Source organism: Rhodobacter sp. P1_C2 (assembly GCF_056406375.1).
The window spans coordinates 1-25,578 of sequence record NZ_JBFUAG010000010.1; the positions used below are offsets into that span (position 1 = coordinate 1).

Genomic DNA, 25,578 nt, shown 5'->3' on the forward strand with positions numbered 1-25,578 from the left:
CCGTCTGGCGTCGTCTGCGTCTCGGTGAGGCGGTATTTAGGGAAACACCACAAAACCCGCAAGCGAAAAAAACACCCTTCATGACGATTTCTTGTCAGCCCCAACAAAACTTGAACTTTTTGAGCGCTTCGCCGCCAACCGACTCACCCGGCGAATCCACCCCAAACCCCACAACACCCCACGCAACCCAAAATCTGGGGATAACTCAAACGAATCCAGCAACTTCATGCGTGATTCGACCGCCGCAGACCGTCAAAGCGATTCCCAGACTGCCGATCGCCGCATCCGCCACCTGCTCGATATCGCCGTCGATCAGCACAAGATCGGCGGCCATGCCGGGGCGCAGCCTCCCCGTCACTGTTTCCATATGCGCAGCAAAGGCCCCGCCTGCGGTATAGGCGTGCAAGGCCGCCATCCGGTCCAGGCCCTGCGCCGTGCCCCCCGCATAGGCAGGCCGGGTCGCGTTGGCCTGCAGCCCGCGCAGGACCGAGACATCCGCCACCGGCCAGTCCGAGGCGAAAGCCACCCTTGCCCCGGCCTCGGCCAGATCGCGGCAGAGGTAGGCGTCCTTCCAGCGCTCCGGTGCGAAGACGGTCTCCATCGCGCCGATCGGGAAATCCATCGCCCCCGGCGGATGCGGCGGTTGCAGGCTGGCGGTGATCTCCAGCGCGGCAAGGCGCGGCACGTCGCTGCGGTTGATCAGCTCGATATGTTCGATGCGGTGGCGGCGGTCGTGCTTGCCATTGGCGCGGGCGGCCGCTTCGTAACCGTCGATTGTCTGGCGCACCGCGCCGTCGCCGATGGCATGGACGGCGATCTGCAACCCGCGGCGGTCGATCTCGACGCAGACCTCGTTGAAGCGGTCGGGGGCAAACAGCGGAAAGCTGCGGTGCCCCGGTACGCCGGGATAATCCTCGAGCATGAAGGCCGTGCGGCTGTCCACCACGCCATCCATGAACATCTTGACGAAGCCCGACGACAGCCATTCATCCGCATAGCCCGCCGTCATCGCACTGGCGCGCTCCAGTTCCGCGAGGTCCATTTCCGGCTTCATGTGGAAGGGCACCTTGACGCGCTGGGTCAGACGGCCCTCCGCGCGCATCTCGGCCAGAAGTTGCAGCGTGTAAAGGCTGCCGTCCATCGTGACGAGGCTGGTGATCCCTTGCGCCGCGCAATGCGCCATGCCGCGTGCGATATGGTCCTTGTCGATGGCCCGCTCGGCATCGCTGGGCCAGGTGGCAGGCTCCGCCCCCCGCGCGATGGCAAGGTACATGCGGGAGACCCCGGCCAGCGCCAGGATCGCATCGAAGGCCTCGAACTCCAGAAGCTCACCCGAAGCCAGCCCATCCGCGCCCATCACCACCTCATGGCCATGCGGCATCTCCGCCCCATGCAGCAGACCCGCTTGCTGCAAGGCGATCGTGTTGGCCCAGACGGTGTGATGGTCCATCGCGCGGATCGCAATCGGCCGGTCGGCAAAGATCTCGTCCAACGCCTGCCGCGTCACCCCGCCCGGCAGCAGCGCATAATCCGCCCCCTCCGCCATGAGGAACCCATCGCGCCCCTTGGCATAGGCGTGGAAGGCCGCCTTCAGCGCCTCCATCCCATGCACCCCGGTCAATTGCAGGTGATTGAGCTCGGCCCCGCCGAACAGATGCATATGGCTTTCGAAGAACCCCGGCAGCAGACTGCGCCCGCCCGCCTCGATCACCCGCGTCTCGGGGCCGCGCAAGGCCATGACCTCTGCCGCACTCCCCACCGCAAGGATCTTGCCCCCCGCCAGCGCCACCGCCTCGGCCCGGGGCTTCGCTTCATCCATGGTCAGCACTTGCGCGCCGGTGATGATCATCTCTGCCTGCACAGCGGCTCTCCTTTTCATTGGTCTTCAAATATCCCGGGGGGGTCCAGGGGGGCAGAGCCCCCCGGCCTCCGCCGGCCGCAGGCCTACTTCGCCAGCCGCTCCGCCATCACGCAGAGCATCTCGAACATCAGGCTGATCCCCAGCCAGGCCGTGCCCCCCGCCTGGTCGAAGGGGGGCGAGACCTCGACCAGATCGGCCCCCACGATATTCAGCCCGCGCAAGGCCCGTGCCACCTGCAGCGCCTGCCAGGAGTTCGGGCCGCCCACCTCGGGCGTGCCGGTGCCCGGCGCGAAGGTCGGATCGACGAAGTCGATGTCATAGGTGACATAGGTCTCGCCCATGCCCACGATCTCGCGCACCTCGGCCATCACATCCTCGACCCCGCGGCGGTGGAATTCGTCGATGCCGATGATGCGGATGCCCTGTTCGGCGGCATAATCCCAGTCCTCGCGGCCATAGGCCGTGCCGCGGATGCCCACCAGGACATAGCGTTTGGGGTCGATCAGCCCCTCTTCCATCGCGCGGCGGAACGGCGTGCCATGGGTGTATTTGCCGGTGCCGAAATAGACGTCGTTGAGGTCGGTATGGCTGTCGAACTGGATCAGGCCCAGCTTCTGCCCTTCCGGCCGGCCCTTGCCCAGGGCGCGCAGGATCGGCAGCGTGCAAAGATGGTCGCCGCCGCCGGTCAGCGGCAGAACCCCCGCCTTGCGCAGCCGCGTGTAGAAGGCCTCCATCCGCGCCAGGCTGTCCATCAGGTCCGCCGGGTTCGGCGCCACGTCCCCCACATCGGCGCAATTGGCCAGGGCGAAGGGCGCCACCCAGGTCGAGCCGTTCTGCGCCCGGATCATGGTGGACAGATCGCGCAGCTGGCGCGGCCCGTGGCGCGGGCCGGGGCGGTTGGTCGTGCCGCCATCCCAGGGCGCGCCGACCAGGGCGATCTGCACCTCGGCAAAGCGCGGGTGGTCGAAATCGACCACCGGCAGCCGCATGAAGCTTGGCACGCCGGCGAATCGCGGCAGGTCAAAGCCCGACACCGGTTGAAAGAAGGGGTCGCCCGCCATGATCATGTCTCCTGTCGCTCTCCATCCCCCGCAGTCAAGCAGCCCCGCCCCCCGCCTGCTGGCCAATGGGCGACACCTTCTGGCGCGAAACAGCCCCCGAACCCATCCACCACTTGACCGCGCCCGCCCTATCGGTCCTTATCCCTCCAACCACCCAGGGACAGACCACATGTTCAGCAAATCCGCCGACCCCACCCCGCCGCCCGCTCCCGCTGCGCCGCAGCGCGGCGCCGGCAATTCCAACCGCTCCGTTCTCGCCGCCGATCTGCGGATCACCGGCGAAATCTCCTCGACCGGCACGATCGAAGTCCTGGGCGAGGTCGAGGGCAATGTCACCTCCAAGGGCCTGATCATCGGCGCCGAGGGGCGTGTCTCCGGCACCGTCTCGGCCGAGAATGTCGAAGTGCGCGGCAAGCTCGACGGTTCGGTCGCAACCCACGGCTTTGCCCTGCGCGCCTCGGCCGAAGTGCAGGCCGATGTGCTGTATACCACGCTGATGATCGAAAGCGGCGCCTCGATCGAGGGCAAGTTCGCGATGAACAAGCTCTGAGAGCCACAAGCGCCGGAGGCACGGATGACCCAGATCCTCTTGCGCGCCGATGAGGGCCCGGTGGCCGTGCTGGTGCTGAACCAGCCGGCCAGGCTCAACCCCCTGTCCAATGCGATGCTCGCAGCCCTCGAGGCGGAGCTGGATGCCATCGCCGCCGATCCCGCCCTCAGGGTTCTGCTGATCCGGGCCGAGGGCAAGGCCTTCTGCGCCGGCCATGACCTGCGCGAGATCCAGGGGGCTCGTGCCGCGCCCGATGGCGGGGCCGCGGCCTTTGCCGCCCTTTTCGACGCCTGTGGCCGGGTGATGCAGAAGATCGCCACCATGCACAAACCGGTGATCGCCGCGGTCCAGGGCATCGCCACCGCCGCCGGCTGCCAGCTGGTCGCCAGCTGCGACATGGTCGTGGCCGCCGACACCGCCCGCTTTGGCGTGAACGGCGTCAACATCGGCCTCTTCTGTTCCACCCCGATCGTCGCCCTGTCGCGCAAGATCGCCCCCGCCGCCGCCTTCGAACTGGCCGCCACCGGCGATTTTCTCGATGCGCCGCGCGCCCAGGCGCTCGGCCTCGTCACCCGCGTTGCGGCGCCCGAGGCGCTTGAGGCCACGGCGATGGATCTGGCGCGCAAGCTGGCGCAGAAACTCCCCTCGGCCCTGGCGCTTGGCAAGGCGGCCTTTGCCGCGCAATCCGGCCTGCCGCTCGATCAGGCCTATGCCTCGGCCGGGGCGGCGATGGTGGCCAACCTGCTGGATGCCGACACCGCCGAGGGCATCGACGCCTTTCTCGACAAGCGCCCGCCACACTGGAGCTAAGCCGAGAGCACCGGCCTTCTGCGCAGCAGGATCAGGGCAAGGCCAAGGCCCAGCACCGCAAAGAGGATCAGGCTCAGGTAGATCGCCCCGGCCCCGGCCCGGTCCAGAAGGTAGGCGCCCAGCACCGGCGCCCCGGCCGAGGCGAGGATCGGTGACACCGCCACCGCGCCCGAGATGGCACCGAAACCGCGCCGCCCCAGAACCTCGGCAATCAGCATCGGCCGCATGATCGACATCAGCCCCACGCCCGCGCCCTGCACGGCCACCACCGCAAAGACCAGTTCGGGCGCAAGCCCCGCCAACGCCAGCAGCGCCGCCGCCAGCACCACCATGCCGAGGCCCAGCTTGGTCACCAGCCCGTTGCTGATCCGCGTGCCGCCCACCACCAAGATCATCCGCCCCGCCAGCTGCGCCGGCCCGATGCAGGCCGCCGCCACCGTCGCCGCCTGCCGGCTGATCCCGCGCTCCTCCAGCAGGGGCAGGATATAGGTGATCAGGATGCCGTGGTTCAGCCCGACCAGGGCAAAGACCGCCGCGATGCCCCAGAAGGCGGGCCGCCGCAGCGCCGCCGCAAGGGCACCCGTGCGGTCCTCCACCGCCCGCGCCACCTCGGGCCCGCGCAACAGGCGCATCGCCAGAAGGTTGAGCGGCACGGTCCCAAACAGGGTCAGCGCCGCAAAGCCAAGATAGGCATTCTGGCCGCCGAACCGCTCGGCCAGCCAATGGCCGAGGGGAAAGGTCATCGTGCCCGACAGTCCGGCCACCAGGGTGATCCGGGTGATGGCGATGCGGGTGTGATGCGCCATCCGCCGGGTCAGCAGCGCAAAGGTGCTTTCGTACAGACACCCCGCCTGCGCCACGCCCAGCATGGCCCAGACCGCCCACCACAGGGCCCGCGTCTGCACGAAGGCCAGGGCCGCCACGCCCAGCGCCGCCATCACCGGAAAGATCACCAGCATCGCCCCGCCATGGCCCCGGTCGATCACCCGCCCGGTGACCGGCGTCATGGCGGCCATCACGAGGTAAGACAGCGTCGGCCCCAGCGCGAGGTCGGCCTTGCTCCACCCGGTTTCGGCCTGCAACTCGGGCAGAACCGCCGGAAAGGCATAGTAGACCCCGGCGTAGATCAACAGCAGGCCCAGCGCCAGAAGCCAGACCGCCAGGCTTTCCTGTCGTGTCACAACCCGTACAGCGCCCCGAACTTGGCTTCGAGATAGGCGAGCAGCGGCTCTTCCGAGGGCGCAAAGCCGCAGGCCGTGGCGATGGTCTCGCGCGGGCTGCGCAAGCCGCCGTGGCGCTGCAGGTTCTCGCGCAGCCAGGCCACCGCCTGCGAGGTGTCGCCCCGGGCCAATTGCCCCTGCAACCCCGGCACCGCCGCCTGCAAGGCCTGCCAGAGGCAGCCGGCATAGACATTGCCCAGGGTATAGGTCGGGAAATAGCCGAAGAGCCCGACCGACCAATGCACATCCTGCAACATGCCATGCGCCGGACGGTCGACCTTGACGCCAAAGTCCTTGAGGAACCGGTCGTTCCAGGCGCCTTCCAGATCGCCCACCGCCAGATCGCCGCGCACCAGCGCGCGTTCCAGATCAAAGCGCATCATGATGTGCAGGTTGTAATGCACCTCGTCGGCCTCGGTCCGGATGAAGCCCGGCTGCACCCGGTTGACCGCCCGATAGAAGGAATCGGCATCCTTGACGCCCAGCGCGCCGAACCGCTCCTTCATCTCGCCGTAAAGGTATTCGGTGAAGCCGCGGCCGCGGCCGATCTGGTTCTCGTAGATCCGGCTCTGGCTTTCATGCACCCCCATCGAGACACCGCGCCCCAGGGGCGTCAGCTTGTAATCGGGGTCGATGTTCAGCTCATAGCTTGAATGGCCGACCTCGTGGATGGTCGAATAGATGCAGTTGAAGGGATCGCTTTCGACCACCCGCGTGGTGATCCGGCTGTCGCTGGCCGAACCTGAACTGAAGGGATGCACCGCCAGATCGATCCGCCCCCGGCTCCAGTCATAGCCATAGGTCGAGGCGAGGTCGCGCGCCAGCCGCAGCTGCGCCGCCTCGCCGTAATGGCCGCTGAGGGGGGACGGCGCGGGCCGCGCCAGCACCGCCTCGCGCAGCGCCACCAGCCTGGGCCGCATCCGCCCGAACATCGCACCGATGCTTTCCGCCGTGGCGCCCGGCTCGTAATCGTCCAAGAGCGCGTCGTAAAGATCGCCACCCTGCGCCAGACAGGCCGCCTCCTGCCGGCGCAGGTCGATCACCTCGCGCAGCGTCGGCAGGAAATCCTCCACCCGGTCATTGGCCCGCGCCTCGGCCCAGACGCCCTGTGCCACCGAGGTCACCTGCGCCAGCTTCTGCGCCAGATCAGAGGGCACCTTGGTCGCCCGCACGAAGCTGCGCCGGATCAGCCGCAGCTGCGCCTGCCCCTCGGCATCCTGCGGGTCCGCCACCTCCAGCCAGTCGGCGATGCGCGGGTCGGTGCGGCGGGCATGCATCACACCCTCCATCGCCGCCATCTCCTCGCCGCGCTGTTCGGCGGCACCCCGCGGCATCATGGTTTCCTGATCCCAGCCGAGCCGTTCGGCCACCAGACCCAAAGCCTCGGTCTGGCGCTGAAACGCCATCAACTGCTCGTAAGCGTGGTTGTTCGTCATGCCGTTCCCTTCCGGATCGAGCCTTGCACCGGATACGCCGCCATATGCCGCGCCCGGATCACCAGAACCCACAGGACCACCGCACCGACCTGATGGGTGATCGCCATATGCAACTGCGCCGCCGACAGCGCGGTGAAGATGCCGAGCGCCACCTGCGCCAGAAGCATCGCCATCATCAGGTTGAAGGCGGTCCGCGTCGCCTTGTAGGCCGACTTGCGCCCCCGCAGCCACGCCACCACCCCGAAGGCAAACAGAAGATAGCCCGAGATGCGGTGGACGAACTGCACCAGCCCCGGATTGGCCCACAAAGGCACCCCGGGCACATCGAAGGCATCCGCCGGAAAGAAGGACCCGTTCATGTCCGGCCAGGTCGGATAATTCCGCCCCGCATCGATCCCCGCCACCAGGGCGCCAAGGATGATCTGGAGGAACAGAAAATGCATCACCCCGGTCGAAAGCCCATACAACTTCCGCTCCCCGCTCCGCCGCGCCGTCAGAAGGTCGGTCTCGGAGCGACCCAGCAGGAACACCCACCAGGCGATGAAGCCGAAGATCACGAAAGCCCCGCCCAGATGCACCGCCAGCCGGTAGCTTGCGACCGAGGTCATCGCCCCGGTGAGGCCCGAGGCCACCATCCACCAGCCAATCGCCCCCTGTATCCCGATCAGGATGCCCAAGCCCCACAGCCGCGGCGCCCAACCCGGCGGCACCCGCCGCGTCAGCGCGAAAAAGCCAAAGCCAATCGCCCAGACAAGGCCAATCACCCGCCCCAGCTCGCGATGCCCCCATTCCCACCAGAAGATCTGCTTGAAGGCCGCCATGTCCATCGAGGCGTTGAGGATCTGCCCCTGCGGGCTCGCCTGATACTTGGCGAACTCGGCGGCCCAATCGGCATCACTCATCGGCGGCAGGGCCCCCATGACCGGGTTCCACTCGGTGATCGAAAGCCCGCTCTCGGTCAGCCGGGTCAGCCCCCCCACCGCGATCATCACCGCCACCAGCGCGAAGATCACCATGAGCCAGACCCTGACCGCCCCCCGCGCCCCCTTGGGCGCCGTGGCAATCATGCCCCCCGCGGGAGCCTTCACCGGAGCCCCGGAGGCACCCTTGGCCCCAACCTCTTCAAAAATTGTGCGCTTGCCCGCCATCCCAAGCCCCTCGATTGCTGCCCGGACCCTAGTCCGCCAAGGGGTGGCCTTCAAGGGCGCGCGGGTGGTGTGACCGGGTTGTGAGGACGGCGGGCGTCTGCTTTGAGCCCTGAGCGGTCGGTCGCCCAGAACATGACGCGCTCGATCTACATGCAGGTGTACCCCGCACCCGGCCCTCTCCTGCCATTCGTGCTCGTTACTTCCTGTGTCGGGCGCTTCAGCAATTATACCGTAGAACAAGTGGTATCGGGGACAATATAAACGCGCAGTGGCAATAGGCCGTGCCCACCACCTCCTGCCAACGATGCTACCTCGTAAACTTTCTGTCCATTTGTGAAATATCCGTAGGAGACGCTCGGGCTAACGAGCCAGTCAAAACTACTATGAGAATAGAACCGGAGAACGGCTGTTCAGTCAGTGCTTATTGCAGCCATCCTGAAGGAAAAGAAAAACTGCAGGGAGCGCTATCGAAAAAGCAATAGCAATCCAGTAACGAACGTTGTGGGGATTCTTGTAAATTTCAAACGGGTCCTGCATAGATATCCTTTTAATAATTGTTTCGCGCGAGGTCGGGTCAATGATTGAAATTACGAAGACAACAAATAATCCAAGCGCTCCAACTTCAAATACGTAGTCGATGTTGACAGCACAGACCATGCTTGCCTTTTGGCTCACGGACATCCCCTAAAATTTCTTAGTGTGTTATTTCTTAGCTAACGAACATAAGGTAGGTGAACTCAACTATCCACCCCCCTCAAGCCGGTTCGCGTTTCCTTCAACTCTACACGGCGACAGCATAGTTCGCTCCCCCAACTCGCTTCCCAAAGTCATCCTTAACACGCACTTTCCACCACGGGCGTAGAGACGGAGTTGCGGCACTGCACTGCCGACCCGCTGTTTTCCGCCATCTACGCCGTCCCCGCTGGTGCTGCGAGTTTAAGCTGAACAACGCAGCGAATGACCGCTAAGTCCACATTGCCTCCACCACACCCTCACCCCGGCAGCGTCACCACGATCGCGCCCTTCTCGGTCGCCACCACCTTTTGCTCATACTGCACCACCGGGGCCGAGGGTTCGGCGTAAAGCGTCCAGCCATCGCGCCCCTCATTTGCCCAAACTCCGCCCAGCAGCAGGAAAGGCCCCTCCGACAGCACCTGACCGCGGTGCGTGCGCCGGGGTTCGTCCCGCCGCTGCCCCCCCCGGCCAGACCGCGCCGCCGTTGATCTTTGACCACCGTTGCGGCAAACTCTGCCGCATCACAAAAGCGCGGAGGGACGGGGATGGCGGGGCAGCCGAGTATTTCCGATCACTGGGGCACCGGCGATGTTTATGGTCGCATCCTGACCGCGATGCAGGCGGCGGGCCTCTCGCCCGACAGCGTCACGGTCGAACAGCTTGCCCCCGTCGATCACTTCCACGCCCGCGGGCTGGCCGCGACCATCGACCTTGCAGATGCGCTGCCGGTGCGGGCCGGCGACCACCTCGTCGATATCGGCTGCGGCATCGGCGGCCCCGCCCGCTATCTGGCCCAAAGGTTCGACTGTTCCGTCTCCGGGCTGGACATCACCGCCCCCTTCGTCGAGGCCGCCAACAAGCTCTCTGCCCTGGTCGGCCTGCAGGACCGGGTCACCATCGTTCTGGGCGACGGCCAGCAGCTGCCCTATCCGGACCAAAGCTTCGACGGCGGCTACAGCCAGCATGTCACGATGAACGTCGCCGACCGGCCCCGCTTCTTCGCCGAGGCCTTCCGCGTCCTGAAACCCGGCGCCTGGTTTGCCCTGACCGAGCATGGGCTTGGCACGGGCGAAGCGCCCCTCTACCCCCTGCCCTGGTCGGATGACGGCAGCGGCGCCTATCTCGTGACCCCGGCGCAGACGGTCGCCTTTCTGCAGGCGGCGGGCTTCACCGATATCGCCGTGACCGACACCGGGGCCAATTACCTCGCCGGTTATCAACGCGCCATAGCCCTGGCGCAAAGCGGCAAGGCGCCCGCCTTCGGCCTGCACATCCTCCTCGGCCCGACGGCGCCCGCCAAGACGGTGAACGCCGCGCGCAACATCGCGGAGGGCCGCACCCACCCGATCCAGGTTCTTTGCCGCAAGCCGGGCTGAGGCTGCGGTGCCGGGTTGACAAGGGCCTGCCGGTCCCTGTCTCAAGGGTAGGGACGAAAAGGAAGATCGGCCGATGCCCGACCGGAGCGATATCGACGCCCTTCACGGGGCGGTCATGCGCCGCAGCCTGCCAGAGCTTGCCGCAGCGATCAGCGCCGGGGCCGAGGTGAATGCCCGCGACCGCGACGGGCGATCCGCTGCTAAGGGCGAAAGCGAATTTCGACCTGCACCGGTTTTTCGCGTGAAGGTGTGATCCCATGATGACCCGGTGCAGCCTTTGACCACGGATCTCCACGCCATCTTCGACAGCGCCTTCTCCGGCCCGACCGGCGAAGCGGTCTGGATCGTGGACAGCCCGGCCAACCGCATCTGGTTCGAGGCGGCCGGGGCATCGCTCGACCGCGACAGCGCCCTGTTCCATGCGGCGCGTTACGGCTCCACCGAAGAGGCCTTCTGCTTCATGATCTGGGGGATGATCGAACATTTCCCGGAATGGCAAAGGCTCCATGTGTCCGGCCTCGCGCCCGCGACACCGATCCCGGAGGAGCTCTCCGACGAAGGTCGCTGGGAAATCCACCCGGACGGCTTCGTGCTGCATCGCGTCTGACCCCTCGCCCCGGCAAGATCAGCACAAGCGCGCCCTTCACCCGCGCACCCCCCTCCCGCGTTCCCAAAGCCACCTCCCCGTGCTAGTCCGTCCGAAAAGGGGAGAAGACCGATGCGGCCCAGCCTGCGGCAGAAAGCCATCGCGATCTGCACCGACAAGATCGAACGCAAGGGCGCGGGGGTCGGCCTGTCCTTCTATGCCTTCTTCGCCAACAAGAACGACGATCCAGAGCTTCTGATGGAAGCGGCGGAATGGTGGATCAGGACCCACAGGCTCGACCATTTCGTGAAAGCCGTGGTCATCCGCGACATGCTCTCCGCGGGGCTTTGACCCTGGCCGCAGCGCCGCCCCCGGTCAGATCTGCGCGGCAATCGCGGCCCGGTCGATCAGCGACCAGACCCAGCGGATCTTGCCCGCCTCCAGCTTGTAGATGACGTGTTCCGCAAATGTCACCCGCTTGCCATGAACCGGCAGATCGAACAGCACCCCGGTGGGTCGGCAATCGAACAGCAGGCGCGCGGCGAGGATCGGCGGCTCTGACACGCTCAACCCGATGGCAAAGCGCAAATCGGGGATCGCATGCACGTCCCCCTCCAGCATGGCCCGATAGCCGGCAAGGCCAAGCGGCCGGTCATTATGCACCACCGCGTCATGGACAAAGCCGCCGAGGCGGCCCCAGTCGCGGGCATTCAGGCAATCGATATAGCCTTGATAGAACTGCGAAAGGTCCTGCGGTGTCATCACTTCCCCGTTTCAGCGGCGCGCCAGTCACCCCGGCAACGTCACCACGATCGCGCCCTTCTCGGTCGCCACCACCGTATGTTCATACTGCACCACCGGGGCCGCGGGTTCGGCATAAAGCGTCCAGCCGTCGCGCCCCTCATTGGCCCAAAGCCCGCCGAGCGACAGGAAAGGCTCCACCGTCAGCACCAGCCCGCGGTGGATGCGCCGCTTGTCGCCGCGCGTGGGCCAGGTCGGCACCTCGCCCGGTTCCTCATGCAGGGCGCGCCCCACCCCATGGCTCGCAAGGTTGCGGATCAGCGTATAGCCCCCGGCCCGCGCAAAGCGGCCGATGGCATTGCCGATCCCGGCCAGGGGCCGGCCCGCGCCCACCTCTGCCACGCCGATCTGCATCGCCTTGCGCCCATCGCGGCAGAGCCGCTCCAACGCGGGCCGCACCGCGCCCAGCCGGAACGTCGCCCCGGTGTCGGCAAAGAAACCGTCCTTGCTGGCCGAGACGTCTATATTCACCAGATCCCCGGCGCGGATCACGCGATCCCCCGGAATCCCATGCGCAATCTCTTCATTGACGCTGATACAGGTCGCTCCCGGAAAGGCATAAGTCGCCTCGGGCGCCGAAACCGCCCCCTCCCGCTCCAGCAAGGCCCGGCCAATCGCGTCAAGCTCGCGGGTCGTCATGCCCGGCTCCATCGCTTTCGCCATCGCCTGCATCGTATTGGCGACGATCCGGCCAACCACCTTCAACCCGTCAAGCTCGCCGTCCTGGGTGATCGTCATATCTGCCCCCTCGCATCCGCTGTCCCGTCAGCATAGGGCCTGCCCGCCGCCCTGTCGCGCGAAAGCCGCCTCAAAGCTCCGACCAGACGCCCATCTCCATCCCGCCCGGCGCGCGGAACTGGAACCGCCGCCCGCCCGGAAAGCTGAAGATCGCCCTGGTCACCACGCCGCCCGCCGCCTCGACCCGCGCCAGGGCCGCCTCCAGATCGCCGGTCTTGAGGATCACCAGCGCCGTCCCCGCCGGTGCGGACCCCGAGCCATCTATTCCCCCGTCGATCCCCGCATCGGCAAAGGCCTGATACCCCGGCCCGTAATCAAGAAAGCTCCAGCCAAAGGCCTGGGCAAAGAACCCCTTGCTCGCCGCCAGATCGCCGCTGGCAAATTCCACATAGTCAATCTTCAGATCAGACATGGCGCCCCTCCCAAAAGTTGCTATTATGTTCTAGCCTGATTTTCCCTGTTTTTCAATCCGCCCCCCCTTTCATTGGTCCATAAATATCCTCGGGGTGCGGGGGTGAGCCCCCGCTCCTGCCGCCAGCCCCGGTTAACAACACATGAAGAAATTTCCCACAACGCAGCAAAACCAATGTCTTACCCGACATTGCACGCGTGCAATCCCCTTCACTCCCCCTGCTTTTTCAGCCGGTAGGCGATCTGGCGCAGCATCCCGTGAAAGGTCTGAACCTCGGCCCGGGTCAGCCCCAGCCGCGACCACATGTTGCGCAGGCTCTGCTTCATCTTGGGGGCCTTCAGCTCGGGAAAGAAGAAGCCCGCCCCGTCCAGCTCGGTCTCGAAATGCCCTGCCAGAGCGGCGATTTCCCCGGCATTGGCGAGGTCCGCCCCGGCCATTTCCATCACCATGCCCGGCACTTCCACCGTCTGGCGCCGCCATTCATAGGCCAGCAGCAGGACACATTGGGCGAGGTTGAGGCTGAAGAACTCCGGATTGACCGGCACCGTCACGATCGCATTGGCCCGGATGATGTCCTCGTTCTCAAGGCCGGCCCGCTCCGGCCCGAACAGGATCGCGACCTTCTTGCCGGCCGAAGCCATCTCGCGGACCAGGGTCATCGCGGCCTCGGGCGTGTAGACGGGCTTGGTCAGCTCGCGCCCCCGCGCCGTGGTGGCGAGGACAAAGTCGCAATCGGCCAGCGCCCCGTCCAGATCGTCATGCAGGCCCGCATGGTCCAAGACCCGCCCCGCCCCGCTCGCCATGGCCACCGCCTTCGGGTTGGGCCAGCCGTCGCGCGGCGCCACGACCCGCATCCGCTCCAGCCCGAAGTTCAGCATGGCCCGGGCGGCGCCACCGATATTCTCGCCCATCTGCGGGCGGACCAAAACGAAAACGGGGGGTATCATCTGCAGGCCTCTCTTTGCGACCCGCCGCAGATACGCCACCCCGCCGCACCTGACAAGCATACCCCCGCGAAACCTACCCCTGACAAGCGCCCGACTTTAGGCTAAACGGGCGCATTCACCGCGAAGGAGCCCGCTTTGGCCAATCAGGACCGCCCGCAGATCACCCTCATCACCCCGCCGAGCCTGGACCTCGACACGTTCCCCACCGCCCTGGCCCGCGTGATGGACGGGGTCGAGATCGCGGCGCTGCGGCTGACCCTGGCCACCAAGGACACCGACGAGATCGGCCGCGCCGCCGATGCCTGCCGTCTGGTCGCCCATGCCCGCGACGTGGCCATCATGATCGAGAACCACGTCCTCTTCGTCGAACGCCACGGGCTTGACGGCATCCACCTGACCGACGGCGCCCGCGCCGTGCGCAGCCTGCGCAAGGACCTTGGCGCGGATGCGATCATCGGCGCATATTGCGGCGCGACGCGGCACGAGGGGATGACGGCGGGCGAGGCGGGGGCGGATTACGTCTCCTTCGGCCCGATCGGCGCGGCGGGGCTTGGCCTTGGCACGCAGGCGCCGCGCGACCTTTTCGAATGGTGGACCGAGATGATCGAGGTCCCGGTCGTTGCCGAAGGCGCGCTGACCGCCGAACTGGTCGAAAGCTTTGCCCCGGTCACCGACTTTTTCGCCGTCGGGCCCGAGATTTGGGGCGCGGAAGACCCGCTCGCCGCCCTCAAGACCCTTCTGAAGCCGATCCTCTAAGGCCTCACGGCCCCGAGGAGTCTGCGCCGACATGGCTGGTGCGGACCACCCTTTCGCAATAGGCGGCGAGGCTCTTGCGGTCGGGGAAGGCATGCACCGGCACGGGGGCGTGAAACAGCACCTCGACCCGTCCCGGGCGCGGATCGGCCAGCACCATCAGAAGATGCGGCGCGAAATCCATGTCGCCGTACCAGCCGTAATGCCGTGCATCCACGCCCTCGGGCGCGTGATAGGTCACCGTCACCGGCTGGATCTGCAGAGGCTCGGGCACCTCGGCGGTGAAGAAGGCGGCGAAGAGGGTGGATTTGAAGGGCAGCACCCTCAAGCCATCGGTCGAGGTGCCCTCGGGGAAGAACAAAAGCTGATGGCCGGCGGCCAGCCGCGCCTCGAAGACCTCTTGCTGGCGCTTGGCCTCGGCGCCCTTGCGGGTGACGAAGACGGTGCCGGTGGCGCGGGCGAGCCAGCCGATCCCGGCCCAGCCGGCGACCTCTGACTTGGCGACGAAATAGATCCGCGCCGCGGCATTCAGGGTGAAGATATCCAGCCAGGAGGCATGGTTGGCCACCATCGCCCCCGGCGCCGTCATCGGCTGGCCCGTCACCTTTTGGCCGATGCCAAGGATGCGAAAGGCGGCCCGGCAGACCGCTTGGGTGATATGCGGCGTCCAGGGCCGCGCCGCGCCGAAAAGCGGCCGCTCCACCAGCCGCAAGAGCAGCAGAACCGCCAGCCCGCCATAGGCCACCAGCGCCAGGAAGCCGCCGCGCCAGACGACCCGAAGCCAGCCGCCCGGCCCGATCCGCCGAGGCGCCGGGCGGGCCGAGAGCCAGTCGCTCATCCCTCGCGCCCCGATTTCCGCGTGTAGAAATCGCGGTGCTTGCCGCTCATCCGGACCGTATCCATCACGAGGCACACGTCGATCGTGTTGAAGGCCCGGTCGATCCAGGCCCCGTCCGAGACGAAGCCGCCCAGCCGCAGATAGGCCTTGATCAAGGCCGGAATCCCCGCCATCGCCCGGGCCCGGTCCAGCGCCCCTTCGGGCAGCAGGTCCATGTCCAGCGCTTGGGCCGGCTGCGGCGTGACGCGCAAGGCCTCGGGCGCGCGGTGCAGGTGGTGCAGCAGCGACAGGGGCTGCGCCAGGGCCGCCGCATCGGTGCCGTGGAACGAGGCCGCGCCGAACAGCACCTCGATCCCGCGCTCCAGCACATATTCGGCCAGCCCGTTCCACAGAAGGAACATCGCCGCCCCGCCCCGCATGTCGCGGTGGACGCAGGACCGCCCCAGCTCCAACAGGCGCCGCCCGCTGGATTTCAGCCGCGACAGGTCGAACTCGCCTTCGGAGTAATAGCGTCCCGCCGCGGCAAACCTTTCCGGCGGCAACAGACGGTAGACCCCCACCACATCCGACAGGGTCGCCGGATCGCGGCGGTTGTCGATCAGCAAGAGGTGGTCGAAATAGGGGTCGAACTCATCCGCCTCCAGCCGGTTTTCGTGATCGACCAGAGGTCCCGAGGCGCCAAGTTCGGTCACGAAGACCTCGTAGCGCAGCCTCTGGGCGGCGCGCAGGTCTCTGGCATCACGGGCCAGACGCAGGGTCAGGGCAGCAGCATCAAGGGTCATCGGGTCCGGCGCATCAAGGTCAGAAAAGGGTGGCTCAGCTTGACATGAGGGTCAAGTGACACAAACTCGCGACAAATTGTCTTCACGGCGACGGTCCGGTGGAGAAATCCGCGATGAGCGTGATATGGTTGGTGTCAATCACCACCTTGCCCCGGTTTTCAAAGTTAACGGTGCATTTACCATTTATGAGAGACTGTACCTGACCAAGACCCCAATCCGCTTCCGAGGGGTGACGCACAAGCATACCCGGTTCCAGTCCAGATGACATATTGGGCCGCATCGAAGCCTCCGCGAAAGGATGACCATGTCAGACAAATCAGACCTTGCCGCACTGCTCGGGTCGCGTATCTGCCATGACCTTATCAGCCCGATTGGCGCCATCGGCAATGGGTTGGAGCTGTTGATGATGGAGGCCGGGGGGCACGGGCCGGAAATGGCGCTGATTTCGGAAAGCGTCGGCCATGCCAATGCCCGCATCCGGTTCTTCCGCGTGGCCTTCGGGGCGGCGCAGGGCGAACAGCGGCTGGGGCGGTCCGAGGTCGCCAGCATCATCTCGGACATGACGCGGGGCGGGCGGCTGTCGATCGAATGGAACTCCGGCCCTGATCTCTTGCGGGGCGAGGTGAAGATCGCCTTCCTTCTGCTGATGTGCCTTGAAAGTGCGATGGCCTATGGCGGCAAGATCACCGTGGCGGTCGATGGCGGGCGCTGGCAGATCCATGGCGAGGCGCCCAAGCTGCGGCTGGAACCCGCGCTTTGGGCGGTGCTGGCCGATCCCACCGCCGACCCCGAGATCACCCCCGCCGTCGTGCATTTCCCACTGGCGGCGGAAGAGATCACCCGCCGCCAGTACCGCCTGTCGGCGGAACTGGGCCAGACCACGATCAAGCTCAGCTTCTGAAAGCTGCCGGGTCCGATCCGCTTACGGACGGATCGTGCCGTTGCCGGTGACGAGGTATTTGAAGCTGCAAAGCTGCTCGGCGCCGACCGGGCCGCGGGCATGCAGCTTGCCGGTGGCAATGCCGATCTCGCCGCCCATGCCGAACTCGCCACCATCGGCGAACTGGGTGGAGGCGTTGCGCATCAGGATCGCGGAATCGAGCCGCTGGAAGAACTTGGCCGCCGTCTCGTCATTCTCGGTCAGGATGCTTTCGGTGTGGCTCGATCCGTATTTGCGGATATGCGCCATCGCCTCGTCCACGCCATCGACCAGCTTGGCCGCGATGATCATGTCGAGGAACTCGCGCCCGAAATCGTCGGGCCTGGCTTGCACCGTGCCGGGGATCTTCAGAAGCTCGCCCTCGGTGCGCACCTCGACCCCGGCTTTCAGGAGGTCCTCGATCAGGACGCCGCCATGCTGGGTGTAGAACTTCCAGTCGATCAGCAGGCATTCGGCCGAACCGCAAACCCCGGTCCGCCGCGTCTTGGCGTTCAGGACCACGGCCCGCGCCTTTTCCAGATCGGCGTCCTTGTCGGCATAGACGTGGCAGATCCCTTCCAGATGGGCAAAGACCGGCACCCGCGCCTCGCGCTGCACCAGGCCCACCAGCCCCTTGCCGCCGCGCGGCACGATCACGTCGATATAGTTGGTCGCCGTCAGCATGGCCGAGACCATCTCGCGGTCGCGCGTCGGCACGAGCTGGATCGCCGCCTCGGGCAGCCGCGCCTCGCGCAGGCCGCGCACCATGCAGTCATGGATGGCGGCGGAGGAATGGAAACTCTCCGACCCGCCGCGCAGGATCACGGCATTGCCGGCCTTCAGGCACAGCGCCCCGGCATCCGCCGTCACGTTGGGCCGGCTTTCGTAGATGACGCCGATCACGCCCAAAGGCGTCGCAACCCGCTGGATGTGCAACCCGTTCGGGCGGTCCCACTCGGCCAGAACCCGTCCCACCGGATCGCGCTGTTCGGCCACGGCGCGCAGCGCGTCGACGATGCCGTGCAGGCGGTGATCGTCCAGCCGCAAGCGGTCCATCATCGCCGGGCTCAGCCCCTTGGCCGCGCCGTAAGCCATATCCTCGTCATTGGCGTCCAGAATCGCCTGCCGGCTTTCCCAGACGAAATGCGCCGCGCTGACCAGCGCCGCGTATTTGCGCTCCTGGCTGGCATAAGCCAGCTCCGCCGAAGCCGCCCGCGCCTTGCGGCCAATGTCATCCATCAGATCGGAGAACTGCCCGTCCATCCTTCACCCCTTCATTCAGACCCAAATATCCCACGGGGGTCCGGGGGCGTGAAGCCCCCGGCGCTGGGGATCAGATCACCATATCGTCACGATGCACCAGGGCCGCGCGACCCTGATAGCCCAGAATAGCCTCGATATCGCCCGAGCGGTGCCCGGCGATCGCCTTGGCCTCGACGGCGGTATAGCGCACCAGCCCCTTGCCCAGCACAACCCCCTCCGGCGAGACGATCGCCACCGGGTCGCCGCGGCCGAAGCTGCCGGTGACCGCGGTCACGCCGGCGGGCAAAAGGCTCTTGCCTTGGGCCATCGCCTTCACCGCCCCGGCGTCCAGCATCAGCTCGCCGCGCGGTTTCATCGCATTGATCCAGCGTTTGCGCGCCGCCTGCGGGTCGCTGATCGCCACGAACCAGGTCCGGTTGGCACCATTGGCCAGCGCCGAGAGCGGCCGCAGGGTCGAACCCTCCATGATCGCCATGGCACAACCCCCCGCCACCGCGGTCTTGGCGGCCAGAAGCTTGGTCTTCATGCCCCCCTTCGACAGGCCGGAAATCGGGTCGCCCGCCATCGCCTCGATTTCCGGCGTGATCTTCTGGACCAGATCAAAGCGCTGCGCCGTCGGGTCTTCCTTCGGGTTGGCGGAATAGAAGCCGTCGACGTCCGACAGCAGGATCAGCATATCCGCCCCCGCCGTCACCGCGATCTGCGCGGCCAGCCGGTCGTTGTCGCCAAAGCGGATCTCGTCGGTCGCCACGGTGTCGTTTTCATTGACGATCGGCACGACGCCAAGGCCCAGCAAGGTCTCCATCGTCGCGCGCGAGTTCAGATAGCGGCGGCGGTCCTCGGTGTCTTCCAGCGTCACCAGAACCTGGCCGGTGATGATGCCATGCGGCGCCAGCACCTCCTCATAGGCGCGGGCCAGCCGGATCTGCCCGACCGCCGCCGCAGCCTGCGACTGTTCCAGCGTCAGGGGCCCGGTGCCGAGCCCCAGCACCTTGCGCCCCAGCGCGATCGAGCCGGAGGAGACCAGCACCACCTGCGTGCCGCGCACCTTGGCCTCGGCCACATCCATCGCCAGCGCGGAAAGCCAGCCCTGCCGCAAGCCGTTCGCATCCACCAGAAGGGCGGAGCCGATCTTCACCACCAGACGGCGGGCCGTCCTGATATCGGGGGCAGCAATATGGCTCAGGGCCGCCACGGCGTCACCTCTTCGGGTTTGGCATTGCCCGCCTTGATGCGGGCATGGATCTCGCGCAGCACGTCCTGCAGGCCCCGGCCCGCGACGCCCGAGATGACATGCACCTCGCCGCCGCTGGCCTTTTCAAGGGCGCGGCGGCGGTCGCTGATCTGCTTGGCATCCATCGCATCGACCTTGTTCAGCGCCAGAATCCGCGGCTTGTCGCCGAGGACTTCGGAATAGGCCTCCAGCTCGTGAACGATCGTGCGGTAATCCTTGGTGATGGTGGAAGAGGTGCCATCGACCAGATGCAGCAGCACCTTGCAGCGTTCGACATGGGCGAGGAACTGCATGCCAAGGCCGCGACCCTCCGAGGCGCCCTCGATCAGGCCGGGGATATCGGCCATGACGAATTCGCTGCCATCCACGCCCACGACGCCAAGGTTCGGCACCAGCGTGGTGAAAGGATAATCCGCGATCTTCGGCCGGGCGTTCGAGACGGCGGCAAGGAAGGTCGACTTGCCGGCATTGGGCAGACCGAGCAGACCCGCATCCGCGATCAGCTTCAGCCGCAGCCAGATGGTCCGCTCGACGCCTTCCTGACCTGGGTTGGCGCGGGCTGGCGCCCGGTTGGTCGAGGATTTGAAGCGCAGGTTGCCCCAGCCGCCATTGCCGCCCTCGGCCAGACAGACTCTCTGGCCGGGCACGGTCAGGTCGGCCAGTACCGTCTCTTCATCCTCGTCGAGGATCTCGGTGCCGAGCGGCACGCGCATCACGATGTCTTCGCCGGTCTTGCCGGTCTTCTGGCTGCCCATGCCGGGCTGGCCGGACTTGGCGAAGAAATGCTGCTGGTAGCGGTAGTCGATCAGGGTGTTCAGCCCCTCCACCGCCTCGGCCCAGACCGAGCCGCCATGGCCGCCGTCGCCGCCATCCGGGCCGCCGAATTCCACATATTTGTCACGCCGGAAGGACACGCAGCCCGCACCGCCGCCGCCGGAGCGGATGAATACTTTGGTGAGGTCGAGAAACTTCATGGGCGAAAAACCGATATAAGGGGACGCATCAGCCGATAGACCCAAGAAACCAAAGGTGCAAGCCTTCTGCTGCATCCAGAACGCGTGCCGCGCAGGGATTGGCATGCCCGAAACCGCGGGGGCCCGGGCGAACGGCGCTAAATGGGGGTCCTGCGGGGCGATTTCAAGCCCGCTCTCGGTGCGGCGCTGCACAGGGCTGACGCCGCCCGGGGCCATTGTCGCGGCGCATCCGGTCTTCCACTGATGGCGCGGAATGCGTTGAAAAGGGAAACCACATGCCGACGATCTCTGTCTTCGAACCCTATGCGATGGGCCCGCACAAACTGGCCAACCGGTTTGTCATGAACCCGATGACCCGCTGCCGCGCCGATGCCGATGGCGTGCCGACCGCGATCATGGCGACCTATTACGGCCAGCGCGCCTCGGCCGGGCTGATCGTGACCGAGGGGATTTCGCCCGCGCCGAACGGGCGCGGCTATGCCCGCCAGCCCGGCCTCTGGACCCCGGCGCAGATCGCCGGCTGGGCCGCCGTGACCTCTGCCGTCAAGGCCAAGGGCGGCACGATCTTCGCCCAGGTGATGCACACCGGCCGCGTGAGCCATCCGGCCAACATGCCCGCAGGCGCCCGCGTCCTGGCGCCGAGCGCGGTGGCGCTGGCCGGCCAGATGTACACCGACGCACAGGGCATGCAGGACTATCCGGTGCCGGTCGAGATGACCGCCGCCGACATCGCCCAGGCCAAGGCCGAGTTCGTCACCGGTGCGAAGAACGCGGTGGCCGCGGGCTTTGACGGGATCGAGCTGCACGGCGCCAATGGCTACCTTCTGGAGCAATTCCTCAGCCCGCATACCAACCAGCGGACCGATGGCTATGGCGGCTCGGTCGCCAACCGGATCAAGTTCGTCGTCGAAGTGGCGCAGGACGTCGCCGCGGCCATCGGCGCCGAAAAGGTCGGCATCCGGCTTTCGCCCTATGGCATGGCCTCGGGCATGTCGCCCTATGCCGAGCTGGACGAGACATATCTTGCCCTCTCCAAGGCGCTGGATGCCATCGGTCTGGTCTATCTGCATGTCGTCGACCATGCCGCGATGGGCAACCCGCCGATCCCGGCCGATTTCCTTGCCGCCCTGCACGCCACCTGGACGCGCACCTTCTTCGTGGGCGGCAGCTTCGATCTCGCCTCGGGTCAGGCGGCGGTGGAGGCTGGCAAGACCGATCTGGTCGGCATCGGCCGCGCCTTCATCGCCAATCCGGACCTCGTTGACCGGCTGAAGGCGGGCACGCCGCTCGCCGCCCCGAATGCCGAGACCTTCTATACCCCCGGTCCGGTGGGCTATACCGATTACGCGGCGGCCTGAGGTTTCGATTCTTACCCCGAAATTGCAAAGGCCCCGCGGCAGTGCCCGGGGCCTTTGGCATCAGGTCGAGAGGGCCTCGAACAGCCGCGCCACCGCTTCGGCGCCGGGATCGACATGGCCTTCAAGGTTGCCCGCGTTGACGTAAGCCGCCCGCCCGGCCTTGGCCTTGCGCAGGGTGGCCGTGTGATCCGCCCCCTTGCGCGCCGCAGCGGTGGCTGCGGGCAGACCCTGGTCCAGCGCCTCAAGTGCGGGTTGCAGCGCGTCGATCATCGTGCGGTCGCCGAGCCTTGCGCCGCCGATCTCCTGCATCCGGTCCAGCCCGGCGCGCAAAGCGTCGCGCATGGTCAGCCCGCTGGAAGCCGCATCCCCCGCCGCCGCAAAGAAAATCGCCAGAAGCACGCCGGAAGATCCGCCCATGGTCTGGCTCAGCTCCAGCCCGATGGCGCGGTAGAGCTGGGTATGGTCGGCCAGCGGCAGATGATCCATCGCCCCGATCAGGGCCCGCGCCGCCCCGGCGAGGGTCGAGCCGGTATCGCCATCGCCGGACTTCGCATCCAGCGCGTTCAGATCCGCCTCCATCCCGATCAGCACCTCGCAGCAACGGGTCAGGAAGGCCCGCGTCGCCGCATGGGCCGAGGGGATCGGCCGGATCGGCGTCAGCCCATCGGGCAGGGCAAGGACGGTGGGCTCGGTCATCGCATGACAGCCGGGCCAGGCGGCCAGCGGCGTTGCGGCCTGCAGGGCCACCTCATCCTGCGGCGTCAGCGGATAGACCGAGATCGACACGCCCCGCATGTCGAGCGAGGTCATGATCGCCGCAGGCCCGACCATCAGCCGGATCTGCGACGCGATCCTGGACCGCGCCAGTTCATAGGCCAGCACCGACATTTCCAGCACCGAAGTGCCGCCGAGGTTGTTCAAAAGCGCCACATGCGGCCCCGCGCCCATCGCCGGGGCCAGCTTGTCGACCATCGCCGCCACGGCCTGTTCGGCGCCAAAGAAGCTGACCTGCTCCACCCCCGGCTCGCCATGGATGCCAAGGCCCAGTTCGGCCATGCCGGGCGCTATGCGGCTTTCCTTGGCGGAACCCGGCACGGTGCAGGTATCAAGCGACATGCCGATGGATTTGGTGCCGGCGATCACCCGCTCCGCCGCCTCGGTCACCGCGGCGAGGTCGGCGCCGGATTCGGCCAGATGACCGGCGATCTTGTGGACGAACAGCGTCCCCGCCACGCCGCGCGCCTGCGGCAGATCCGGCAGGGCGATGTCGTCATCGACGATCACCATGCTGACCTTGCGGCCAAAGGCGCGCGCCCGCTCGGCCGCGAGGCCAAAGTTCAGCCGGTCGCCGGTGTAGTTCTTGACGATCAACAGGCAACCCGCAGGCCCGGTGATGGCAAGGATGCCCGCCAGCACCGCATCGACCGAGGGCGAGGCGAAGACATCACCGCAGACCGCCGCCGTCAGCATCCCCGGCCCGACAAAGCCCGCATGGGCCGGTTCGTGCCCCGAGCCGCCGCCGGAGACCAGCGCCACCCGCGACTTGTCCCAATCGGCCCGCACCACGACGCGGATATGCGGAAAGCCATCCAGCCGCGCCAGCTTGCCGCCGGAGGCCATGATCACCCCGTCAATCGCCTCGGTGACGATATTCTCACGTTTGTTCATGAATTGAGTCATGTGGTCCTCCCTCAGGCAATGCGTGCGCCGGTGGCGTCGAAATAGAATGGCCGCTCCGGCTGGATCTTCACGATGTCGCCGGCACGCAGGGGCGTGTGGGCATGGGTCACCGTGATCAGGTCATGGGTCTTGAAGGTCAGATGCAGGCGGGTCTGGTCGCCCAGATGCTCCACCCGTTTGACAAGGCTGTCCTGCCCCGCGCCCTGATGGATCTGTTCGGGGCGCAGGCCGATATAGGTGGCACCCGAGGGGGCGCTACCGAAAAGATCGGCCGGCAGGATGTTGATGCGCGGTTGGCCGAGGCGGCTTGCGGCATAGATGCTGACCGGTTGTTCGTAAATCTCGCGCGGGGTGCCGAACTGCACCAGACGCCCATGATCCAGCACGCCGACATGGGTGGCCATGGTCATCGCCTCGATCTGGTCATGGGTGACATACAGGAAGGTGGCGCCCAGATTGGCCTGGATGTTCTTCAGCTCCACCCGCAGATCGGCGCGCAGCTTGGCGTCAAGGGAGCTGAGAGGTTCATCCATCAGATAGACCGAAGGATTGCGCACGAGGGCGCGCCCGATCGAGACGCGCTGCATCTCGCCCCCCGACAGGGCCGTGGCCTTGTTGTCCAGCTTGTGCGAGATTTGCAGGATATCGGCGACTTCAGCCACCTTGCGGGCAATCTCGGCCTTGGGGGTCTTCAAGAGGGGCGATTTCAGCGGAAATTCCATGTTCTCGCGCACCGTCAGATGCGGGTAAAGTGAGTATTGCTGGAAGACCATCGCCACATTGCGCTGCGCCGGGGTCAGGCCCGCCATCGGCCTGCCACCGATGAAGACAGCACCACTGTCGGGCTTGTCGAGGCCCGAGGTCATCCGCAGCATCGTGGTCTTGCCCGCGCCGGTCGGGCCCAGCAGCACGACGAAGGAACCGCTGGGGATCGTCATCGACACATCGGCCAGGGCGATCTGGCTGCCGAAGGATTTGGAGACGTTTTGCAGGATCACCTCAGCCATGGTGCAGCACCCTCTGGTTTGCGGTGGACAGGAGGGCGCGGCCCTCGGGGTCGAACATGGTGATGGTGCGCGCATCCAGCCGAAGGCCGGTCGTATCGCCAATCCGAACCGGCGTTTCGGAACCGATCCGCGCCTTGACCGTGCCGTGCTCGGTTTCCAGCGTCACGATCTGCGTGGTGCCGAGATATTCGCTGGCGAGAATCCGGCCCCGGATCGGCCCGCCATCCTCCAGATGCACATTCTCGGGCCGCACGCCGAGGATCAGCGCACCGCTGGCCCCGCCGAGCATCTGGGGGATCGCCACCTCGTTCCCCGCAAGGCTGACCGAGGTCGCGCCATGCCCGACCATGCCGCCAAAGCGCAGGAAGTTCATCGGCGGCGAGCCGATGAAGTTGGCGACGAAGGTGGTGGCGGGCCAGTCGTAGATCTCTTGCGGGCGGCCGAATTGTTCGACGACGCCGTGGTTCATCACGACGATCTTGTCGCCCATCTGCATGGCTTCCAGCTGGTCATGGGTCACATAGACCGTGGTCGCGTGCATCCGGTCATGCAGGGCGCGCAGCTCCTCGGCCATATGCTCGCGGAACTCGGCATCAAGCGCGCCCAAAGGTTCGTCCATCAGGAAGCAGGCGGGATTGCGCACGATGGCACGGCCAAGCGCCACGCGCTGACGGTCGCCGCCCGACAGGCCGCCGACCGGGCGATCGAGCAGCGCCTCGATGCCGAGGATGCGGGCGACCTCCTCCACTTTGGCCTTGACCTGCGCCTTGGGCATGCCCTGGCTGACCAGGGGGTAAGAGATGTTTTTCCTTACATTCATATGGGGATAGAGGGCGAACATCTGGAAGACGAAGGCAATGTCGCGCTGGCTTGCGGGCTTTTGGCTGACTTCCTCGCCGTTGATGTAGATCTCGCCTGACGTGGGCAGTTCAAGGCCTGCGATCATGCGCAGGGTGGTGGTCTTGCCGCAGCCGGAAGGCCCCAGCAGCATGAAGAATTCGCCGTCCTCGATGGTGAAGGAAGAGGATTGCACCGCCGTGAAGGCGCCGAATTCCTTGCGGATGTTCTTGATGACGATCTGGGCCACCG

29 protein-coding genes are annotated in these 25,578 nt (G+C 66.4%); 9 read left to right on the forward strand and 20 right to left on the reverse strand.

What is annotated here, in order from left to right; translation table 11 throughout:
- Positions 1 to 205: 205 nt before the first annotated feature.
- Positions 206 to 1,861 (reverse strand): amidohydrolase, encoded by a 1,656-nt coding sequence (locus tag AC1DZT_RS17125; RefSeq protein WP_478007861.1) that lies wholly within the window; start codon positions 1,859 to 1,861, stop codon positions 206 to 208.
- 83 nt (positions 1,862 to 1,944) lie between these two features.
- Complete coding sequence (locus tag AC1DZT_RS17130; protein ID WP_478007862.1) at positions 1,945 to 2,922, reverse strand: agmatinase; 978 nt, start codon at positions 2,920 to 2,922, stop codon at positions 1,945 to 1,947.
- A 169-nt stretch (positions 2,923 to 3,091) separates the two neighbouring features.
- Between AC1DZT_RS17130 and AC1DZT_RS17135 the strand changes: the two genes are divergently transcribed.
- Positions 3,092 to 3,472, forward strand: a complete 381-nt coding sequence (locus tag AC1DZT_RS17135; protein WP_478007863.1) for a bactofilin family protein — start codon at positions 3,092 to 3,094, stop codon at positions 3,470 to 3,472.
- A 24-nt stretch (positions 3,473 to 3,496) separates the two neighbouring features.
- Entirely contained in the window at positions 3,497 to 4,282 is a 786-nt protein-coding gene (locus AC1DZT_RS17140) for an enoyl-CoA hydratase (protein WP_478007864.1), read from the forward strand.
- On the opposite strand, the gene AC1DZT_RS17145 is transcribed toward AC1DZT_RS17140, so the two are convergent.
- From AC1DZT_RS17145 to AC1DZT_RS17165, 5 genes are all read right to left on the reverse strand, one after another.
- A complete protein-coding gene (locus AC1DZT_RS17145; protein WP_478007865.1) occupies positions 4,279 to 5,463 on the reverse strand; it encodes an MFS transporter in 1,185 nt (394 codons plus the stop codon). The two genes, AC1DZT_RS17140 and AC1DZT_RS17145, sit on opposite strands and share 4 nt — an antisense overlap.
- Positions 5,460 to 6,938, reverse strand: coding sequence for a carboxypeptidase M32 (locus AC1DZT_RS17150; RefSeq protein WP_478007866.1), 1,479 nt, complete (start codon positions 6,936 to 6,938; stop codon positions 5,460 to 5,462). The genes AC1DZT_RS17145 and AC1DZT_RS17150 overlap by 4 nt, the downstream gene beginning before the upstream one ends.
- Positions 6,935 to 8,086 carry a heme A synthase gene (ctaA, locus tag AC1DZT_RS17155; protein ID WP_478007867.1) on the reverse strand — a complete coding sequence of 384 codons (1,152 nt, stop codon included), beginning with the start codon at positions 8,084 to 8,086 and terminating at the stop codon, positions 6,935 to 6,937. The genes AC1DZT_RS17150 and ctaA overlap by 4 nt, the downstream gene beginning before the upstream one ends.
- Positions 8,087 to 8,500: 414 nt before the next feature.
- On the reverse strand, positions 8,501 to 8,761 hold the full coding sequence (locus AC1DZT_RS17160) for a hypothetical protein (protein ID WP_478007868.1): 261 nt from the start codon (positions 8,759 to 8,761) through the stop codon (positions 8,501 to 8,503).
- A gap of 317 nt (positions 8,762 to 9,078) precedes the next feature.
- Complete coding sequence (locus AC1DZT_RS17165) at positions 9,079 to 9,240, reverse strand: hypothetical protein (RefSeq protein WP_478007869.1); 162 nt, start codon at positions 9,238 to 9,240, stop codon at positions 9,079 to 9,081.
- 126 nt (positions 9,241 to 9,366) lie between these two features.
- Between AC1DZT_RS17165 and AC1DZT_RS17170 the strand changes: the two genes are divergently transcribed.
- The 4 genes from AC1DZT_RS17170 (at position 9,367) to AC1DZT_RS17185 (ending at position 11,134) form a co-directional block, all read left to right on the forward strand.
- Positions 9,367 to 10,197, forward strand: a complete 831-nt coding sequence (locus AC1DZT_RS17170; protein ID WP_478007870.1) for a class I SAM-dependent methyltransferase — start codon at positions 9,367 to 9,369, stop codon at positions 10,195 to 10,197.
- Between the two features lie 73 nt (positions 10,198 to 10,270).
- On the forward strand, positions 10,271 to 10,450 hold the full coding sequence (locus AC1DZT_RS17175) for a hypothetical protein (protein WP_478007871.1): 180 nt from the start codon (positions 10,271 to 10,273) through the stop codon (positions 10,448 to 10,450).
- Positions 10,451 to 10,474: 24 nt separating this feature from the next.
- The gene (locus AC1DZT_RS17180; RefSeq protein ID WP_478007872.1) at positions 10,475 to 10,804 is read left to right on the forward strand and encodes a hypothetical protein; all 330 of its coding nucleotides are present in this window, start codon (positions 10,475 to 10,477) and stop codon (positions 10,802 to 10,804) included.
- 111 nt (positions 10,805 to 10,915) lie between these two features.
- Positions 10,916 to 11,134: a DUF6500 family protein gene (locus AC1DZT_RS17185; protein WP_478007873.1), complete on the forward strand. Its 219-nt coding sequence runs from the start codon at positions 10,916 to 10,918 to the stop codon at positions 11,132 to 11,134.
- 24 nt (positions 11,135 to 11,158) lie between these two features.
- Here AC1DZT_RS17185 and AC1DZT_RS17190 read toward each other — a convergent pair whose 3' ends face one another.
- From AC1DZT_RS17190 to AC1DZT_RS17205, 4 genes are all read right to left on the reverse strand, one after another.
- Positions 11,159 to 11,545 carry an ester cyclase gene (locus AC1DZT_RS17190; protein WP_478007874.1) on the reverse strand — a complete coding sequence of 129 codons (387 nt, stop codon included), beginning with the start codon at positions 11,543 to 11,545 and terminating at the stop codon, positions 11,159 to 11,161.
- Between the two features lie 27 nt (positions 11,546 to 11,572).
- Positions 11,573 to 12,322: a type I methionyl aminopeptidase gene (map, locus tag AC1DZT_RS17195; protein ID WP_478007875.1), complete on the reverse strand. Its 750-nt coding sequence runs from the start codon at positions 12,320 to 12,322 to the stop codon at positions 11,573 to 11,575.
- Positions 12,323 to 12,392: 70 nt separating this feature from the next.
- Positions 12,393 to 12,734 carry a VOC family protein gene (locus AC1DZT_RS17200; protein ID WP_478007876.1) on the reverse strand — a complete coding sequence of 114 codons (342 nt, stop codon included), beginning with the start codon at positions 12,732 to 12,734 and terminating at the stop codon, positions 12,393 to 12,395.
- A gap of 209 nt (positions 12,735 to 12,943) precedes the next feature.
- On the reverse strand, positions 12,944 to 13,681 hold the full coding sequence (locus AC1DZT_RS17205; RefSeq protein ID WP_478007877.1) for an RNA methyltransferase: 738 nt from the start codon (positions 13,679 to 13,681) through the stop codon (positions 12,944 to 12,946).
- A 135-nt stretch (positions 13,682 to 13,816) separates the two neighbouring features.
- On the opposite strand from AC1DZT_RS17205, the gene AC1DZT_RS17210 reads away from it, so the two are divergent.
- Positions 13,817 to 14,437, forward strand: a complete 621-nt coding sequence (locus tag AC1DZT_RS17210; RefSeq protein WP_478007878.1) for a thiamine phosphate synthase — start codon at positions 13,817 to 13,819, stop codon at positions 14,435 to 14,437.
- Between the two features lie 4 nt (positions 14,438 to 14,441).
- Here AC1DZT_RS17210 and olsA read toward each other — a convergent pair whose 3' ends face one another.
- The 3 genes from olsA to AC1DZT_RS17225 form a co-directional block, all read right to left on the reverse strand.
- Entirely contained in the window at positions 14,442 to 15,272 is an 831-nt protein-coding gene (gene olsA / locus AC1DZT_RS17215) for a lyso-ornithine lipid O-acyltransferase (protein WP_478007879.1), read from the reverse strand.
- A complete protein-coding gene (gene olsB, locus AC1DZT_RS17220; protein ID WP_478007880.1) occupies positions 15,269 to 16,054 on the reverse strand; it encodes an L-ornithine N(alpha)-acyltransferase in 786 nt (261 codons plus the stop codon). Before olsB ends, olsA begins: the two co-directional genes overlap by 4 nt.
- A gap of 82 nt (positions 16,055 to 16,136) precedes the next feature.
- Positions 16,137 to 16,334, reverse strand: a complete 198-nt coding sequence (locus tag AC1DZT_RS17225) for a DUF3553 domain-containing protein (protein ID WP_478007881.1) — start codon at positions 16,332 to 16,334, stop codon at positions 16,137 to 16,139.
- A gap of 24 nt (positions 16,335 to 16,358) precedes the next feature.
- Here AC1DZT_RS17225 and AC1DZT_RS17230 point away from each other — a divergent pair, with 24 nt between their 5' ends.
- Positions 16,359 to 16,955, forward strand: a complete 597-nt coding sequence (locus tag AC1DZT_RS17230) for a histidine phosphotransferase family protein (RefSeq protein ID WP_478007882.1) — start codon at positions 16,359 to 16,361, stop codon at positions 16,953 to 16,955.
- Positions 16,956 to 16,976: 21 nt separating this feature from the next.
- On the opposite strand, the gene AC1DZT_RS17235 is transcribed toward AC1DZT_RS17230, so the two are convergent.
- The 3 genes from AC1DZT_RS17235 to obgE all read right to left on the reverse strand — a co-directional run bounded on the left by AC1DZT_RS17235 (position 16,977) and on the right by obgE (position 20,444).
- The gene (locus AC1DZT_RS17235; protein ID WP_478007883.1) at positions 16,977 to 18,236 is read right to left on the reverse strand and encodes a glutamate-5-semialdehyde dehydrogenase; all 1,260 of its coding nucleotides are present in this window, start codon (positions 18,234 to 18,236) and stop codon (positions 16,977 to 16,979) included.
- Between the two features lie 70 nt (positions 18,237 to 18,306).
- The gene (gene proB / locus AC1DZT_RS17240) at positions 18,307 to 19,413 is read right to left on the reverse strand and encodes a glutamate 5-kinase (protein ID WP_478008037.1); all 1,107 of its coding nucleotides are present in this window, start codon (positions 19,411 to 19,413) and stop codon (positions 18,307 to 18,309) included.
- Positions 19,414 to 19,418: 5 nt separating this feature from the next.
- Positions 19,419 to 20,444, reverse strand: coding sequence for a GTPase ObgE (gene obgE, locus AC1DZT_RS17245; RefSeq protein WP_478007884.1), 1,026 nt, complete (start codon positions 20,442 to 20,444; stop codon positions 19,419 to 19,421).
- 275 nt (positions 20,445 to 20,719) lie between these two features.
- Between obgE and AC1DZT_RS17250 the strand changes: the two genes are divergently transcribed.
- Positions 20,720 to 21,802 (forward strand): alkene reductase, encoded by a 1,083-nt coding sequence (locus tag AC1DZT_RS17250; RefSeq protein ID WP_478007885.1) that lies wholly within the window; start codon positions 20,720 to 20,722, stop codon positions 21,800 to 21,802.
- A gap of 60 nt (positions 21,803 to 21,862) precedes the next feature.
- On the opposite strand, the gene AC1DZT_RS17255 is transcribed toward AC1DZT_RS17250, so the two are convergent.
- From AC1DZT_RS17255 to AC1DZT_RS17265, 3 genes are read right to left on the reverse strand one after another with little or no spacing between them, the layout of a single operon-like run.
- The gene (locus AC1DZT_RS17255) at positions 21,863 to 23,482 is read right to left on the reverse strand and encodes a dihydroxyacetone kinase subunit DhaK (RefSeq protein WP_478007886.1); all 1,620 of its coding nucleotides are present in this window, start codon (positions 23,480 to 23,482) and stop codon (positions 21,863 to 21,865) included.
- 11 nt (positions 23,483 to 23,493) lie between these two features.
- On the reverse strand, positions 23,494 to 24,489 hold the full coding sequence (locus AC1DZT_RS17260) for an ABC transporter ATP-binding protein (protein WP_478007887.1): 996 nt from the start codon (positions 24,487 to 24,489) through the stop codon (positions 23,494 to 23,496).
- On the reverse strand, positions 24,482 to 25,576 hold the full coding sequence (locus AC1DZT_RS17265; RefSeq protein WP_478007888.1) for an ABC transporter ATP-binding protein: 1,095 nt from the start codon (positions 25,574 to 25,576) through the stop codon (positions 24,482 to 24,484). Before AC1DZT_RS17265 ends, AC1DZT_RS17260 begins: the two co-directional genes overlap by 8 nt.
- Positions 25,577 to 25,578 lie beyond the last annotated feature (2 nt).